At 70.5% G+C, this 15,703-nt stretch carries 13 protein-coding genes; 1 reads left to right on the plus strand and 12 read right to left on the minus strand.

The genetic code is table 11. The features are described 5' to 3' along the window. Positions 1-16: 16 nt before the first annotated feature. From BKA18_RS12280 to BKA18_RS12290, 3 genes are all read right to left on the minus strand, one after another. Positions 17-598: a GNAT family N-acetyltransferase gene (locus BKA18_RS12280; RefSeq protein WP_366043178.1), complete on the minus strand. Its 582-nt coding sequence runs from the start codon at positions 596-598 to the stop codon at positions 17-19. Positions 599-676: 78 nt separating this feature from the next. Continuing rightward, complete coding sequence (locus BKA18_RS12285; RefSeq protein WP_147245254.1) at positions 677-2,602, minus strand: TIGR03960 family B12-binding radical SAM protein; 1,926 nt, start codon at positions 2,600-2,602, stop codon at positions 677-679. A gap of 194 nt (positions 2,603-2,796) precedes the next feature. Beyond that, a complete protein-coding gene (locus tag BKA18_RS12290; RefSeq protein ID WP_366043179.1) occupies positions 2,797-4,428 on the minus strand; it encodes a CYTH and CHAD domain-containing protein in 1,632 nt (543 codons plus the stop codon). Positions 4,429-4,634: 206 nt separating this feature from the next. On the opposite strand from BKA18_RS12290, the gene BKA18_RS12295 reads away from it, so the two are divergent. Beyond that, complete coding sequence (locus BKA18_RS12295; RefSeq protein WP_399784651.1) at positions 4,635-5,057, plus strand: ATP-binding protein; 423 nt, start codon at positions 4,635-4,637, stop codon at positions 5,055-5,057. Between the two features lie 6 nt (positions 5,058-5,063). Here BKA18_RS12295 and rodA read toward each other — a convergent pair whose 3' ends face one another. The 9 genes from rodA to BKA18_RS12340 form a co-directional block, all read right to left on the minus strand. Beyond that, complete coding sequence (rodA, locus tag BKA18_RS12300) at positions 5,064-6,278, minus strand: rod shape-determining protein RodA (protein ID WP_093483207.1); 1,215 nt, start codon at positions 6,276-6,278, stop codon at positions 5,064-5,066. Further along, a complete protein-coding gene (gene mrdA / locus BKA18_RS12305) occupies positions 6,275-8,425 on the minus strand; it encodes a penicillin-binding protein 2 (protein ID WP_366043183.1) in 2,151 nt (716 codons plus the stop codon). The genes rodA and mrdA overlap by 4 nt, the downstream gene beginning before the upstream one ends. Before the next feature lie 51 nt (positions 8,426-8,476). Beyond that, a complete protein-coding gene (mreD, locus tag BKA18_RS12310; protein ID WP_366043184.1) occupies positions 8,477-9,190 on the minus strand; it encodes a rod shape-determining protein MreD in 714 nt (237 codons plus the stop codon). Positions 9,191-9,193: 3 nt separating this feature from the next. Further along, a complete protein-coding gene (gene mreC, locus BKA18_RS12315) occupies positions 9,194-10,126 on the minus strand; it encodes a rod shape-determining protein MreC (protein WP_006605636.1) in 933 nt (310 codons plus the stop codon). A 237-nt stretch (positions 10,127-10,363) separates the two neighbouring features. Beyond that, positions 10,364-11,383: a rod shape-determining protein gene (locus BKA18_RS12320; protein ID WP_003985182.1), complete on the minus strand. Its 1,020-nt coding sequence runs from the start codon at positions 11,381-11,383 to the stop codon at positions 10,364-10,366. Positions 11,384-11,677: 294 nt separating this feature from the next. Then, a complete protein-coding gene (ndk, locus tag BKA18_RS12325; protein ID WP_006605635.1) occupies positions 11,678-12,091 on the minus strand; it encodes a nucleoside-diphosphate kinase in 414 nt (137 codons plus the stop codon). 143 nt (positions 12,092-12,234) lie between these two features. Then, positions 12,235-12,579, minus strand: a complete 345-nt coding sequence (locus BKA18_RS12330) for a DUF4233 domain-containing protein (RefSeq protein ID WP_006605634.1) — start codon at positions 12,577-12,579, stop codon at positions 12,235-12,237. Between the two features lie 2 nt (positions 12,580-12,581). Then, the gene (gene folC, locus BKA18_RS12335; RefSeq protein ID WP_366043186.1) at positions 12,582-14,096 is read right to left on the minus strand and encodes a bifunctional tetrahydrofolate synthase/dihydrofolate synthase; all 1,515 of its coding nucleotides are present in this window, start codon (positions 14,094-14,096) and stop codon (positions 12,582-12,584) included. A 134-nt stretch (positions 14,097-14,230) separates the two neighbouring features. Further along, positions 14,231-15,679 carry a peptidoglycan D,D-transpeptidase FtsI family protein gene (locus BKA18_RS12340; protein WP_366043187.1) on the minus strand — a complete coding sequence of 483 codons (1,449 nt, stop codon included), beginning with the start codon at positions 15,677-15,679 and terminating at the stop codon, positions 14,231-14,233. Positions 15,680-15,703 lie beyond the last annotated feature (24 nt).

Below are 15,703 nucleotides of genomic sequence, written 5' to 3' on the forward strand. Positions count from 1 at the left end.
CTCGCGCTTCGGTGCGTCAGCCGCGCCGGTGCGACTCCTGCCCGGCGGCAGTGGCGGTGGCGGTGGCGTGGATCCAGTAGCGCAGTTTCTCCGCCCGCTGGTCCTCAAGGACCCCGCCGCAGGCCTCGATGACCTTACGTGAGCCGGTGTTGGTGTCGTCGCAGGTCACCAGCACCGGGTCGATGCCCAGTTCGTGATGGGCGACCGGCAGCGCGGCGCGCAGCATCGCGGTGGCATGACCGCGGCGACGGGCACCGGGACGTACGGCGTAGCCGATGTGGCCGCCGTAGTCGAGGAGCGAGGGGGTGAGGCTGTGCCGGAAGGTGACCCGGCCGAGGTACCTGCCGTCCGCCACCCACCACCGGGTGGACTTCGCGACCACGCCGTCCGCGCGCTCGTCCCTCGCGACGCCGCCGGTCAGCTCCACGTACGCGGCGAACCCCTCGGCGCTGCGCCAGCGGGCGGCCCAAGTCCGCAGCTCAGCGGCCAGGTTGGAGTGCGCTACGGCCTCCGCGCCGTCGGCGCGGAACTCCTCCATCGCGGCGAGGAAGGAGGCGTGGACATCGACGGTGGGGGCGATGAGCTGCGGTTCTGCCATCGGCTCATTGTGCGGCAGCACACCGCGACCCGGCCACGCGGGGTACGCGGGCCGGGCCGAAGAGGCGTACGGCAGGGGCTACTTGACGACGGTCAGCGGCAGCAGCTTCTTGCCGGTGGGGCCGATCTGGATGTCGAGGTCGAGCTGCGGGCACACGCCGCAGTCGAAGCACGGGGTCCAGCGGCAGTCCTCGACCTCGGTCTCGTCGAGCGCGTCCTGCCAGTCCTCCCAGAGCCAGTCCTTGTCGAGACCGGAGTCCAGGTGGTCCCAGGGCAGGACCTCCTCGTACTCCCGCTCGCGGGTGGTGTACCAGGCGACGTCCACGCCGAACGCGGGCAGCGTCTCCTCGGCGGCCTTCATCCAGCGGTCGTAGGAGAAGTGCTCGCGCCAGCCGTCGAAGCGGCCGCCGCCCTCGTAGACGGCGCGGATGACCGAGCCGATGCGGCGGTCGCCGCGCGAGAGCAGGCCCTCGACGATGCCGGGCTTGCCGTCGTGGTAGCGGAAGCCGATGGAGCGGCCGTACTTCTTGTCTCCGCGGATCTTGTCGCGGAGCTTTTCGAGCCGGGCGTCCGTCTCCTCCGCCGACAGCTGCGGCGCCCACTGGAAGGGCGTGTGCGGCTTGGGGACGAAGCCGCCGATGGAGACCGTGCAGCGGATGTCGTTCTGCCCGGAGACCTTGCGGCCCTCGGCGATGACGTTGACCGCCATGTCGCCGATCTGCAGGACGTCCTCGTCGGTCTCGGTCGGCAGACCGCACATGAAGTACAGCTTCACCTGCCGCCAGCCGTTGCCGTAGGCCGTCGAGACGGTCCGGATCAGGTCCTCTTCGGAGACCATCTTGTTGATGACCTTGCGCATCCGCTCCGAGCCGCCCTCGGGCGCGAAGGTCAGACCCGAGCGACGGCCGTTGCGCGTCAGCTCGTTGGCAAGATCGACGTTGAAGGCGTCGACCCGGGTCGACGGCAGCGACAGACCGATCTTGTCTTCCTCGTACCGGTCGGCGAGGCCCTTGGCGATGTCGCCGATCTCGGTGTGGTCCGCGGAGGACAGCGACAACAGGCCGACCTCCTCGAATCCCGTGGCCTTCAGGCCCTTGTCCACCATCTCGCCGATGCCGGTGATGCTTCGCTCCCGTACAGGGCGCGTGATCATGCCGGCCTGGCAGAAACGGCAACCGCGGGTACAGCCACGGAAGATCTCGACCGACATCCGCTCATGGACGGTCTCGGCCAGGGGGACGAGCGGCTGCTTGGGGTAGGGCCACTCGTCCAGGTCCATGACGGTGTGCTTGGACACCCGCCACGGGACGCCGGAGCGGTTCGGCACGACGCGGGAGATCCGCCCGTCGGCCAGGTACTCGACGTCGTAGAACTTGGGGACGTAGACGCTGCCCGTCTTGGCGAGGCGGAGCAGCAGCTCGTCGCGCCCGCCGGGGCGGTCCTCGGCCTTCCAGGCGCGGATGATCTCGGTGATCTCCAGCACCGCCTGCTCGCCGTCGCCCACGACCGCGCAGTCCAGGAAGTCCGCGATCGGCTCCGGGTTGAAGGCCGCGTGGCCGCCGGCGAGGACGATCGGGTGGTCCTCCGTACGGTCCTTGGCCTCCATGGGGATACCGGCCAGGTCCAGGGCGGTGAGGAGGTTGGTGTACCCGAGCTCGGTCGAGAAGGAGACACCGAGCACGTCGAAGGCGCCGACGGGGCGGTGCGCGTCGACCGTGAACTGCGGGACGTGGTGCTCACGCATCAGTGCTTCGAGGTCCGGCCACACGCTGTAGGTGCGCTCGGCCAGCACGCCCTCGCGCTCGTTGAGGACCTCGTAGAGGATCATGACGCCCTGGTTGGGCAGACCGACCTCGTACGCGTCCGGGTACATGAGCGACCAGCGGACGTCGCAGGAGTCCCAGTCCTTGACGGTGGAGTTCAGCTCACCGCCGACATACTGAATGGGCTTCTGCACATGCGGGAGCAGGGCCTCTAGCTGTGGGAAGACCGACTCGGCAGACATCTGGAACCTTCGTGAGCTGGCAGGGGCGACTCTCAAGCGTAACCGCTCGGAGCCACCCCCCAGCACGGCGAGCGGACACCCCCGCGGTGGCGGGGAGCACAGGGGTCAGCGCACGTCGCACTCGTCCCACGGCGGGTCACCTCCGCGTCCGCGGAGCTACGTGCACCGATCAAGCGATCGAGAGCCTGGCATGGTCACGGCCGCAGCGCGGCCCGGTGCTTACGGCGCGAGGCCTTCCGCCACACGTCCGGCAGCGCCCGCTCCCGGTCCGCCGCCAGGGCCTCCTCGCGGCCGTGGAGCAGGCCGAAGGTGAAGCCGCCCTCGCCGGCCTGCTGGGCCTGGGTCGCCAGCTCGCGCAGGGTGGCGCGCGCCACCACGCTGTCCTGGTGGTCCCCCAGCACCTGCTGCACCCGCTTGGTCCGCTTGGCGAACTTCTTCGCCGGCCGGCCGAGCGCCGGGCGGGCCGCTTCCGCCGCGTACCGGGTGCGCTTGGCCGCCTTGCGGGCGCCGTGCAGCGCCTCGTCCCGCTGCCGTCCGGCCGGGGCGGCCAGCGCGGCGTCCGTACGGCGGGCCAGCCGCCGGTAGTCCTTGAGCACGGCCCCGGCCACGACCTCGGGCGCCGGGCGGCCGGCGGCCCTGCGCAGCGGCGGCTCCTCCAGGAAAGCGTTCAGGGTCCTGAGCAGCGACAGGTAGCGCGGCCCGTCCAGGACGTCGAGCAGCCGGTCCCGCGCGCCGGCCCGGCGCCGCTCGGACCAGATGCGCAGCCGGGCGTCCACGGGGCCGAGCCGCAGCTCCCGGGGTACCCCGGCGAGCGAGGACCGCAGCCGCTCGGTGAGCACCTCCCGGTCGCGCTCCACGCCCAACTCCGCCGCCAGCCACTTGAGTTCGGTGCCGATGGGCAGGGTGACGCCGCGGTCGAGCACCTTGGTGTACGAGCGGAAGGCGCTGCGCAGCCGGCGGGTGGCGACCCGCATCCGGTGGACCGAGTCGGGCAGATCGCGCCGTACCGCCGGGTCCAGCTCGATGATCGCCCGCACCTGCTCGCGGGCATAGCGCAGGACGACGTCGCCGGCGGTGTCGCCGCGCTTCCCGGCGCCCGCGGCCCCGCCCTTGCCGGAACCCTTGCCGGAGCCCTTGGTTGCGCCCTCGGACGGGCGTCCGTCCGGCCCGGCCTCGTGCCCTGCCGATGCCTCGCTCCGCAGCCCGGTCTCGTCCAGCGCCCGCGCCAGCTTCGAGGCGGCGGAGGCGGGGCGCACCCCCGCCGCGGTCAGCTTCCGGCCGACCGCGTCCAGCAGCCCGGGGTCGCCGTCACCGGCGAGCTCGACCTCGATCTCGTGCCACCGGGCTTTGGCCGGCGCCGGTTTCGCCTTCCCGCCCCCCGCGGGCGCCGCGGCCCGCCGCGCGCGCACCGCGTCCACCGCGATCTCCGCGAGCGGCGCGCCCTGGGCGTCCTGCAGCACCTGGACGGTGCGGTGGGTGTGCAGCCGTACGACGGGGACCAGCTCGCGGTCCAGCAGCCGGGAGCGCAGGAGCGCGGCGAGCTCCGGGGGCGGAGTGTCGGACAGCGGGGCCCGCACTTCGTCCCGCACGCCGGGTGCCACCGGCAGCTTCAGATGCCAGCCCGCGTCCTTGCCGCCGGTGCGCCTGCGCAGGGTGATGCCCTCCTCAGCCAGGCACAGGTCAGGGGTGTCGTAGTAGACGGCGTCCAGGTCCTCGGTGCCCGCCTCCGCCACGGTGGCAATTGCGTCGACCCCGGCCAGGTCGGGCAGCTGCGTGGTCTTGTCGGCCTCGTACTTCCGCTCGATCTCCCGCACGGTGTCCGCCATGCCTCGAATGTAGTCATGCCGCCCCACCGGGGACCACCCGTCGGACGGCGAAGCCGTCGCCCGGTGGCCGGGATCCGCTCGGGCGGGTAGCACGCACCGCAGGCGGTGACTTACGGTGTGTGACGAGTCGGCCACGCAGAGTGGCGCCGACCGCGCACTCGACCCCTTCGGGGAGGGAGACACCCGTGCCATCCCAAGCCGCACCCGTGACCCGGGCACCCATCCACGTCTCGACGGGCGCCCGCCCGTATCTCCTGACCGCACCGAGCGAACCGACCGCCCCGAAGACCGCCCGTGACTTCGTCCGTGCGGTGCTGCGCCCCACCGGCCTCGGCGCGCTCCTCGACACCGCGGTGCTGCTCACCTCGGAGGCGGTGACCCGCTGCCATCTGCACACGCCGCGGTCCGCGGACATCCTGCTGCGGATGCTGACCGCCGGGCACGGCCTGCGGATCAGCGTCCATGACACGGCGCCGGTCCGGATTCCGCGGCCGGCCCCGCCGGACGGTGAACAGGGCGCCGATCACGGGCTGCTGCTGACCGGCCACCTCGCCGACGCCTGGGGGACGACACCGTGCGAGGGGCCGCGTGCCACTTCGCTGTGGTTCGAGCTGTATCTCGGGCGGTGACGGGGGTCAGCGGGAGGCCGACAGCGGCCGCTGGACGCGGATCGACTGCAGCAGCCCTATCGCGATCCAGACCGCGAACATGGAGGTGCCGCCGTAGGAGACGAACGGCAGCGGGAGGCCGGTGACGGGCATGATGCCGAGCGTCATGCCGATGTTCTCGAAGGACTGGAAGGCGAACCACGCGATGATGCCGGCGGCGGCGATGGTGCCGTAGAGCTCGGTGGACTCGCGGGCGATCCGGCAGGCGCGCCACAGGACGATGCCGAGCAGGACGATGATCAGGCCCGCGCCCAGGAAGCCCAGTTCCTCACCGGCGACGGTGAAGATGAAGTCCGTCTGCTGCTCGGGGACGAACTGGCCGGTGGTCTGGCTGCCGTGGAACAGGCCGGAGCCGGTCAGCCCGCCGCCGCCGATCGCGATCCGGGCCTGGTTGGTGTTGTAGCCGACACCGGCCGGGTCGAGGCTCGGATTGGCGAACGCGGCGAAGCGGGCGATCTGGTAGTCGTCGAGCAGACCGAGCTGCCAGATGGCCACGCAGCCGACGACGCCCGTGCCGACCAGCCCCAGGATCCAGCGGTTGGAGGCGCCCGAGGCGAGCAGGACGCCGAGGATGACGGCGCCGAGCACCATGACCGAACCGAGGTCGGGCATCAGCAGGATGACGGCGACCGGCACGGCGGCCAGGCCGAGGGCCTGGACGACGGTGCGGTGGTCGGGGTGCGGGCGGTCACCCGCATCGACCCGGGAGGCCAGGATCATCGCCATGCCCAGGGTGATGGTGATCTTCGCGAACTCGGCGGGCTGGAGCGAGAATCCGCCGGGGATCGCCAGCCAGGAGCGCGAGCCGTTGATGGTGGCGCCCAGCGGGGTCAGCACCAGCAGCGCCAGCACGACCGACAGGGCGTACAGGATCGGGATCGCGCCGCGCAGGGTGCGGTGGCCGAGCCAGATCGTGCCGGCGGCCAGCGCCAGGCCGATGCCGGTGTTGAGGAGGTGGTGCAGGAAGAAGAAGTACTCGTCGTCGTGGTTGAGCGCGGTGCGGTTGCGGGTGGCGGAGAAGACCAGCACCGAGCCCATGAGCGACAGCGCCAGACAGGACAGCAGCAGTATCCAGTCCAGCTTGCGCACCACCGAGTCACGCGCCGTCAGCTTGCCCCAGGTGCCGAGCTCGGGGGTGTAGCGCCGGATCGAGAACGCCCGGGAGGTGTGGCTGGTCGTCATCGTGGGCTCTCCGATGCGGACGGCGACGGCGACGGCGGGACGTACGGCTTGATGGGCTGCGCCTCGATGGAGCCATCACCCTCGATCTTGGGCAGCCTGGCCTCCGGCCTCGGGAGCAGAGCGGCCTTCGGGTCGATCCCGCCCTTCTCGTCGACGCCGTAGAGCGCGTTGTAGATGTTGCGCACGGCGGGGCCGGAGGCGCCGGAACCCGTACCACCCTGGGAGATGGTCATGACGATCGTGTAGTCCTTGGTGTACGTCGCGAACCACGAGGTGGTCTGCTTGCCGTAGACCTCGGCCGTACCGGTCTTGGCGTGCATCGGGATCTTGTCCTGCGGCCAGCCGCCGAACCGCCAGGCGGCGGTACCGCGGGTGGCGACGCCGGCGAGGGCGCCGTCCATCTGCCCGAGGGTCTTCTTCGACACCGGCAGCTTGCCGTGCGGGTGCGGCTGGATCCGCTGGATGTGCTTGCCGTCGGGGCTGACGATGGCCTTGCCGACGGTCGGGTCGTAGAGCGTGCCGCCGTTGGCGATCGCGCCGTAGATGGTCGCCATCTGGATCGGGGTGACGAGGGTGTCGCCCTGGCCGATGGCGTAGTTGATCGAGTCGTAGGCGTGCAGCTTCATGCCCTCCAGGCAGCCCTCACGGGCGAGCTTGGTGCCGAAGTCCTTCTTCTTCGGCCAGGCCTTGGCCTGCTCGCACCAGCCGGCCTTGTTGGCCTTCCAGAAGGCGTTCTTCCACTTGCGGTCGGGGACCCGGCCCCGGACCTCGTTGGGGAGGTCGATCCCGGTCTCCTTGCCGAGGCCGAACTGGTGGGCGGTCTTGTAGAACCAGTCGTTGGGGTCCTTCTTGGGCTTGTCGCCGCCGTCCTTCTTCCACTCCTCGTGCGAGAGCCGGTAGAAGACGGTGTCGCAGGAGACCTCCAGCGCCCGGCCCAGGCTGATGTCGCCGTGGCCCTCGCCCTCGAAGTTCTTGAAGACCTGGCCGCCGATGCTGTACGAGCTGGTGCAGGGGTAGTGGCCGTTGAAGTCGTAGCCCGCGTTGACCGCGGCCGAGGTCGAGATGACCTTGAAGATCGAGCCGGGGGCGGCCTGCCCCTGGATGGCGCGGTTCAGCAGCGGGTAGTTGGAGTCCTTGCCGGTGAGGTGGGCGTAGTCCTTGCCGGAGATCCCGCCGACCCAGGCGTTGGGGTCATAGCTGGGGTTGGAGGCCATCGCCACCACCCGGCCGGTCTTCGCCTCCATGACGACCACGGCACCCGAGTCGGCCTTGTAGTTGGTGCCGGTGTTCTTGTCGAAGTTCTTGCGGGCGTCCTTCATGGCCTGGTCCAGCTGCTTTTCCGCTATGGCCTGCACACGGGCGTCGATGCTGGTGACGACGCTGGCTCCGGCCCGGCCCTTCTCGCTGTTGGCCTGGCCGATGACCCGGCCGAGGTTGTCGACCTCGTAGCGGGTGACGGCGGCCTTGCCGCGCAGCGCGTTGTCGTACGTGCGCTCCAGGCCGGACCGGCCGATCTGGTCGGAGCGCAGCAGCGGCGAGCGGGTGTCCTTGGCCTTGTTGATCTCGGCGTCGGTGACCGGCGAGAGATAGCCCAGCACCTGGGCGGTGTTGGCGTTGCCGGGGGCGGCGTAGCGGCGGACGGCGGTGGGCTCGGCGCTGATGCCGGGGAAGTCCTCGGAGCGCTCGCGGATCTGGAGCGCCTGCTGGGTGGTGGCCTCGTCGGTGATCGGGATCGGCTGGTACGGCGAGCCGTTCCAGCAGGGCTGCGGCGTCTTGGAGTCGCACAGCCGGACCTTGCTGCGGATCTCCTTCTCGGACATGCCGAGCACTCTGGCGAGCCGGCCGAGCACGGCCTTGCCGTCGTCCTTCATCTTCAGCAGCTCGGTGCGGCTCGCGGAGACGACCAGACGGGTCTGGTTGTCGGCCAGCGGCACCCCGCGGGCGTCGAGGATGGAGCCGCGGGTGGCGGGCTCGACGACCTGCTGGACGTGGTTGCTCTTGGCCTCGTCGGCGTACTCCTGGCCGTTGCGGATCTGCAGATACCAGAGCCGGCCGCCGAGGGTGACCAGCAGGGAGAAGACCAGGATCTGGATCGCGATGAGCCGGACGGTGACCCGGGAGGTCCGGGTTTCCGGGAGATTACTCATGGCGCGCGGCGCCTCCACGAGGGGTGGTGGTCGGAAGGAGAGGGGAGGGCGTCACAGTCGCTTGACCCCCTTGATGCGGCCCACCTTGTCGCGGGCGGACTTGCCGAGCAGACTGCCGCGCTGGCTGCCGATGCGGGCCCCGGCCCGCAGGGACTTCATGGCGCCGCGGCTGGCCTTGAGGCCGGTGCCGGTGGTGAGCCAGCCGTACCCGAGGTCGCCGGCGGAGCCGCCCGCACTGCCGGAGCCGTCGCCGGCCAGCAGATCGCTGTCCGTGCGGTGCGCCAGCGCCATCACCAGCGGGACGGTGAAGGGGGCCAGCAGCAGGTCGTAGAGGGTGGCGCTGAGCAGCAGGCCGACGATGCCGACGTGCCGCGCTGCGGTGTCGCCGACCAGCGCGCCGACGCCGGCGTACATCAGCGTCGAGCCGATGGCGGCCCCGATGACGACGAGCAGCGGCAGCGTCGCCGAACGGTGCCGGCCGGAGTCCGGTCTGGTCAGGCCCGCGGCGTAGCCGATGACGCAGAGCACCAGCGCATAGCGGCCGATGGCGTGGTCGGACGGCGGGGCGAGGTCGGCCAGCAGCCCGGCGAAGAAGCCGACGAGCGCGCCGCCGACGTGGCCGTAGACCAGCGCCAGGCCGACCACGACGAGCAGCAGCAGGTCCGGTACGGCGCCGGGCAGTTGGAGCCGGGCCAGGATGGTGACCTGGATGACGAGGGCGACGACCACCAGCGGGGCCGAGAGCAGGATCCGGTTGATGCGCATCGGTCAGCTCCTGGGAGAGGCGCTCGCGGAGGGGGAGGCCGTGACGGTGACCGTCGGCGTCGGCTTGGGCTTGGCGGGCCGGGGCGGCAGCACGGTGTCGCGCGGGTCCTCGCGGGGCGGCTGGACCACGACGCCGACGATGTCGAGCTGGGAGAAGGCGACGTAGGGCCGGACCTGGAGGGTGCGGGTCAGATCGCCGTTGAACGGCTCGACCCGCACGACCTTGCCGACCGGTACGCCGGGCACGAACGGCTTGTCCTTGCTGGACCCGAAGGTGACCAGCCGGTCGCCCTTCTTGATGTTGGCCCGGCCGTTGAGGAGCTGCACGCGCAGTGAGCGGACGCCCTGCCCGTTGGCGAAGCCGATCTCGTTGGTCTTCTCCATGCGGGTGCCGACGGTGAAGTCGGGGTCGGCGGCCAGCAGGACGGTGGAGGTGCTGGGGCCGACGGTGGTGACCCGCCCGACCAGACCGTCGCCGTTGAGCACGGTCATGTCGCGGGCGATGCCGTCGCGGCTGCCGGCGTCGATGGTGATGGTCCAGGAGAAGCCCTGGGCCGAGCCGATGGCGATGACCTGGGCGCCCTTGATGGCGTACTGGCCGGTGCCGGCGGTCTTGAGGATCTTGTCGAGCTCGGCGGCGCGGCTGCGATTGCGGTCGGAGGAGCCGAGCTTGGCCTTCAGCGCCTCGTTCTCGTGCTCCAGCCTGCTGATCCGGTCGTGCCGCCGCCCCGAGTCCCGTACGGCGCCGACGGCGTTGCCGACCGGGTCGACGGCGCGGGCGACACCGTTCTCGACCGGCCCGAAGGCGGAGGCGGCGGCGTGCCGGGCACCATCGAGCGGGGACTGTTCGCCGCCGCGGATATCGACCGTGATCAGCGCGAACGCGATCGCGACCAGCAGCACCAGCAGCAGCCGGCTCTCTCGTGTGTCCCTCACGTGCGGCGGCCGTGTCCTTCCTCGTAGGACCGGCCGGCTGCGGGCCCCGCCGGTCTCGTTCGGGAGTTGAGCGTTGTGCCTGTGTGACGGTGCCGGATGGTGAAGCGTCAGGCGCCGTGTCTGTCGGGATGTGTGCCTGTATATCAGCGATCGGCGGACGGATCGGCCGCTGTCGCCGTACGGCCCGGCCGCCGCGGTCGCCGGGACGGCCGCGGGTCGGATCGGGTCCGGCGGTTGTTACCTGCGCGGCTGGGAGTCGAGGACCTGCTGGAGCGCCTCGAACTCCTCGACGCACTTGCCGGAGCCCAGCGCGACGGAGTCGAGCGGGTCCTCGGCGATGTGGATGGGCATACCGGTCTCGCGGCGCAGCCGCTCGTCGAGGCCGCGGAGCAGGGCGCCGCCTCCGGTGAGCACGATGCCGCGGTCCATGACGTCACCGGACAGCTCCGGCGGGCACTTGTCGAGCGTCGTCTTGACCGCGTCGACGATGGAGTTGACCGGCTCCTCGATGGCCTTGCGGACCTCGGCGGCCGAGATCACGACGGTCTTCGGCAGGCCGGAGACCAGGTCACGGCCGCGGATCTCGGTGTGCTCGTCCTGTTCGAGGTCGTACGCCGAACCGATGGTGATCTTGATGCTCTCGGCGGTGCGCTCGCCCAGCAGAAGGCTGTACTCCTTCTTGATGTGCTGGATGATCGCGTTGTCGAGCTCATCGCCGGCCACCCGGATGGACTGCGCGGTGACGATGCCGCCGAGCGAGATGACCGCGACCTCGGTCGTACCGCCGCCGATGTCCACGACCATGTTGCCGGTGGCCTCGTGGACCGGCAGACCGGATCCGATCGCGGCGGCCATCGGCTCCTCGATGATGTGCACCTGGCGCGCGCCGGCCTGGGTCGAGGCCTCGATGACCGCACGACGCTCGACTCCGGTGATGCCGGAGGGCACACACACCACGACCCGCGGGCGGGCCAGATAGCGCCGCTTGTGGATCTTGAGGATGAAGTAGCGGAGCATCCGCTCGGTGATCTCGAAATCGGCGATCACGCCGTCTTTCAGGGGCCGTACGGCGACGATGTTGCCGGGCGTGCGCCCGATCATCTTCTTCGCCTCAGCACCTACCGCGAGGATGCCGCCGGTGTTGGTGTTGATGGCCACGACCGACGGCTCGTTGAGAACGATTCCGCGGCCCCTGACGTACACCAGCGTGTTGGCGGTCCCGAGGTCGACAGCCATGTCACGGCCGATGAACGACATGTTGTTCCCCATGAGGATACGTCTGGCCTTCCCAACTGGAGCGAATGCTTACTGGAGGTCGGCAGGAGGTGATGCGCTGCGAGGCGCGGAAGCCTCCATGGTAGTTCGTAGTGCGCCCACTCGAACACGTCGGGAGGCTGTTCCGCCATTGTCAGCCGTACACGTTCCCGGCCCCCTCAATGGTGACGTCGTGTCGCGGTGATGCGTTCCCCCGATCGTGTCGCATACACCAAAGGGCGACCGAAGTTTTCCTCGGTCGCCCCTGGTCACGAGGGGTATACAGCTGACGATACGTCAGGAAATACCGGGGAAGAAAATCTTGATCTCACGCTCGGCGGACTCTTCGGAATCCGAGGCATGGATCAGATTCTCCCGGGTGATCGTTCCGAAGTCCCCACGAATGGACCCACTCGGCGCGGCAATCGGGTCAGTCGGACCGGCCAGCGCCCGCACGCCCTCGATCACCCGCTCGCCCTCGACGACCAGCGAGACCACCGGGCCGGAGGACATGAACGCGACCAGCGGCTCGTAGAACTCACGGCCGACGTGCTCGGCGTAGTGCTGTTCGAGGAGGGCACGGTCGAGGGTCCGCATCTCCAGCGCGCTGATCGTCCAGCCGGCCTTCCGCTCGATACGGCCGAGGATCTCGCCGATCAGGCCGCGCTGGACGGCGTCGGGCTTGAGGAGGACGAGGGTGCGCTGGCTCACGGAGGGACTCCCTGGATATGAACAATGGTCAGCGGGTGCACTGAGGCTACAGGGGCGCTGGCACCGGCCTTCACCCGCCCACCGGGCCCGCCCACGCGGCGGATCACGCCCGTACGGACGTGACCTCGCCGCAGGTCCGGAGGTCAGCCCGCCGTCGGCGCCTCGGCCGCCCAACGGGCCTTCGCCTCATCGATCTTGCGGCCGAAGTGGACCGACGCCCACCACAGGGCCGCGAAGACCGCCCCGAGGAAGAACATCGTCGGGACCACGAAGCCGCTGGCGATCAGGGCGAACTGCAGCAGCCAGCCGAGCTGGACACCACCCGGACGGGTCAGCATCCCGCACAGCAGGAGGCTCAGCAGCATCGCGATCCCGCTGACCGTCCAGATCGTGGCCGTCGGGAGGGCGGACATCTGCATCGCCACCAGCCCGGCGAAGCCGATCACGAAGAATTCACCGATCAGCGTGCTGGCACACAGCGTGCGCATGGTCAGCCCCTCCCCATCAGCAGCCGGGCCTCGCCGACCGTGATCACCGAGCCGGTCACCAGCACACCCGCGCCGGAGAACTCGCCCTCCTCCTCGGCGAGGGTGATCGCCGCCTCCAGGGCGTCGTCGAGCCGCGGCTCGACCTGGACCCGCTCGGCGCCGAAGACCTCGACCGCCACGGCCGCCAGCTCATCCGGATCCATCGCACGATGGCTGGAATTACGCGTCACCACGATCTCGGCGAAGATCGGCTCGAACGCCTCCAGGAAGCCCCGGACGTCCTTGTCCGAACTGGCACCGACGACGCCCACCAGCCGGCTGAACCCGAAGGCCTCGGTGACCGCCTCGGCGGCCGCCCGCGCACCGGCCGGATTGTGCGCCGCGTCCAGCACGACCGTCGGGCTGCGCCGCACGACCTCCATCCGGCCCGGCGAGGTCACGGCGGCGAACGCGGAGCGGATGGTGTCGAGGTCGAGGGTGCGGGCGTGTTCCGAACCGACGCCGAAGAACGCCTCGACCGCGGCGAGCGCCACCGCGGCGTTGTGCGCCTGGTGGGCGCCGTACAGCGGAAGGAAGATCTCCGGATACTCGCCGCCCAGCCCGCGCAGGGTCAGCATCTGGCCGCCGACCGCGACCTCACGGGAGGTGACCCCGAACTCCATGCCCTCCCGGGCGACCGTGGCATCCACCTCGACCGCGCGCTTGAGCATCACCGACGCCGCCTCCACCGGCTGCTGGGCCAGCACGACCGTGGCGTCCTTCTTGATGATCCCGGACTTCTCGCCGGCGATCTGCTCGGGCGTCTCCCCCAGGCGGTCGGTGTGGTCCAGCGCGATCGGGGTGACGACGGCGACATCGCCGTCGATGACGTTGGTCGCGTCCCAGGTGCCGCCCATGCCGACCTCGACGACCGCGATGTCCACGGGGGTGTCCGCGAAGGCGGCGTACGCCATCGCCGTCAGCACCTCGAAGAACGACAGGCGGTACTCCTGCTGGTTGTCGACCATCTCCACATACGGGGCGATGTCGCGGTAGGTATCGATGAAGCGCTCGGCGGAGATCGGCGCGGCGTCCAGGCTGATCCGCTCGGTGATCGACTGGACGTGCGGGCTGGTGTAGCGGCCGGTGCGCAGATCGAAGGCGGACAGCAGGGCCTCGATCATCCGGGCGGTGCTGGTCTTGCCGTTGGTCCCGGTGATGTGGATGGACGGATACGCCCGCTGGGGCGAGCCGAGGATGTCCAGCAGCGCCGCGATGCGCTGCACCGAGGGGTCGAGCTTGGTCTCGCCCCAGCGGCCGGCCAGCTCCTCCTCGACGGCGCGCAGCGCACGGTCGACCTCGGGGTCGGCCGGCCGTACCGGGATCCCGTCCCCCTGCGGCGGCCCGGCCTGGGCACGCAAGGTCCGGCTGCCGGCCTCGATCACCGCGAGATCGGGGTCACGGTCGGTCTCCGCCTCGACCAGTTCGTCGAAGGCGTCGTTCGGGTCGGGGTCGTCGTTTTCGGGGCGCTCGCTCACGCCGACCAGTCTACGAGGCCCCTCTGACAGCGGTGCGCTGCGCTGCCTGTGCCGATACCGAGCCGTCACCCCCGGGGCCGGCCGGCCCGACCGGGGCCGGGCGCCCGCGTGCGTACGCCGGCGCCGCCCCCTGCCTACGGCAGCGCCGCCTTCATCATGGCCCGTGCGATCGGGGCCGCCAGACCGTTGCCGGAGACCTCGTTGCGGGCGGCGTGCCCGTCCTCGACCATCACGGCCACCGCCACCTGGTGCCCCTTACCGTCCTCGGCGTACGAAACGAACCAGGCGTAGGGCGTACCGCTGTTGTCGACGCCGTGCTGGGCGGTACCGGTCTTGGCGCCGACGGTCCGTCCGTCGATCTTCGCGCCGGACGCCGTGCCCTTGTCCACGACCGTCTGCATCGCCGACCGCAGCTGCTGGGAGGTACGCCCCGACATGGCCTTGCGGTACGTCTTCGGCCCGTTCTCCTGGACGGTGTTGCCGCCGCCGTCGGTCAGCTTGTCGACCAGCTGCGGGGTCTTCAGCTCGCCACCGTTCTGGATGGCCGCGGTGACCATCGCCATCTGGAGCGGGGTCGCCTGGTCGTCGAACTGGCCGATCCCGGACAGCGCGGTCTGCGCGTCGTCCATGTCACTGGGGTAGACGCTCTTGGCGGCCCGGACCGGGGTGTCGACCTTGCCGTCGTTGAAGCCGAGCTTCTCGGCCTGCGCCTTCACCTTGTCCTTGCCCAGGTCGACGGCCATCTTCGCGAAGACGGTGTTGCAGGAGTACTGGAGCGCGGTGCGGATGTTCGCGTTCTTGCAGGGCGCGGAGGCGTTCTCGTTGGGGAGCTTGGTGCGGGTGTGCGGGAGCGTGTACGGGTCCGGGCTGTCGGTGGGCTCGTCCACCGAGGAGTACAGGCCGTTCTCCAGCGCGGCCGCGGCGACCACCAGCTTGAAGGTGGAGCCCGGCGGCAGCGGCTGCCGCAGCGCCCGGTTGACCTGGGGATCGTCCGGGTCGTCGGACATCTTCTGCCACGCCTTCTGGTCGGCGCCCGAGGACCCGGCGAACTTCCCGGGGTCGTACGACGGCGTGCTGACCATGCCGAGGATCCGCCCCGTGGCCGGGTCCATGGCGACAGCCGCGCCCTTCTTGCCGCCCAGCGCCTGGTAGCCGGCCTGCTGCACCTTCGGATCGATGGTGGTGGCCACATCGCCGCCCTTGGCCCGGTTGCGGGTCAGCGCGTCGGCAGGGCTCTGCAGCCGGCCGTCGGAGCCGTCGAGGAGGTCGCCGTAGAGGCTCTCCAGCTGGTTGCTGCCGTAGATCTGCGAGCTGAACCCGGTCACCGGCGCATACAGCGGGCCGTCCTTGTAGGTCCGCTTGTATTTGAGCGTCGACGACGTGGCGGCGGAACCGGTGACCGGCTCCCCGCCGACGAGGATGTTGCCCAGCGGCGCGGAGTACTTGCCGATCGCCACCCGCGGATTGTGCGGGTCCTCCTTGTAGTCACTGGCCTTTGCGCCCTGAATCCAGGTGGCCCAGCCCATCAGCGCGACGATCAGCGCCAGACAGAAGACCGCGGCCCGTCGCAGGGGTTTGTTCATGGGGCGCGGCTCCTCCGTACGGGA

This window comes from Streptomyces auratus (genome assembly GCF_050433025.1).
GTDB lineage: Bacteria > Actinomycetota > Actinomycetes > Streptomycetales > Streptomycetaceae > Streptomyces > Streptomyces sioyaensis.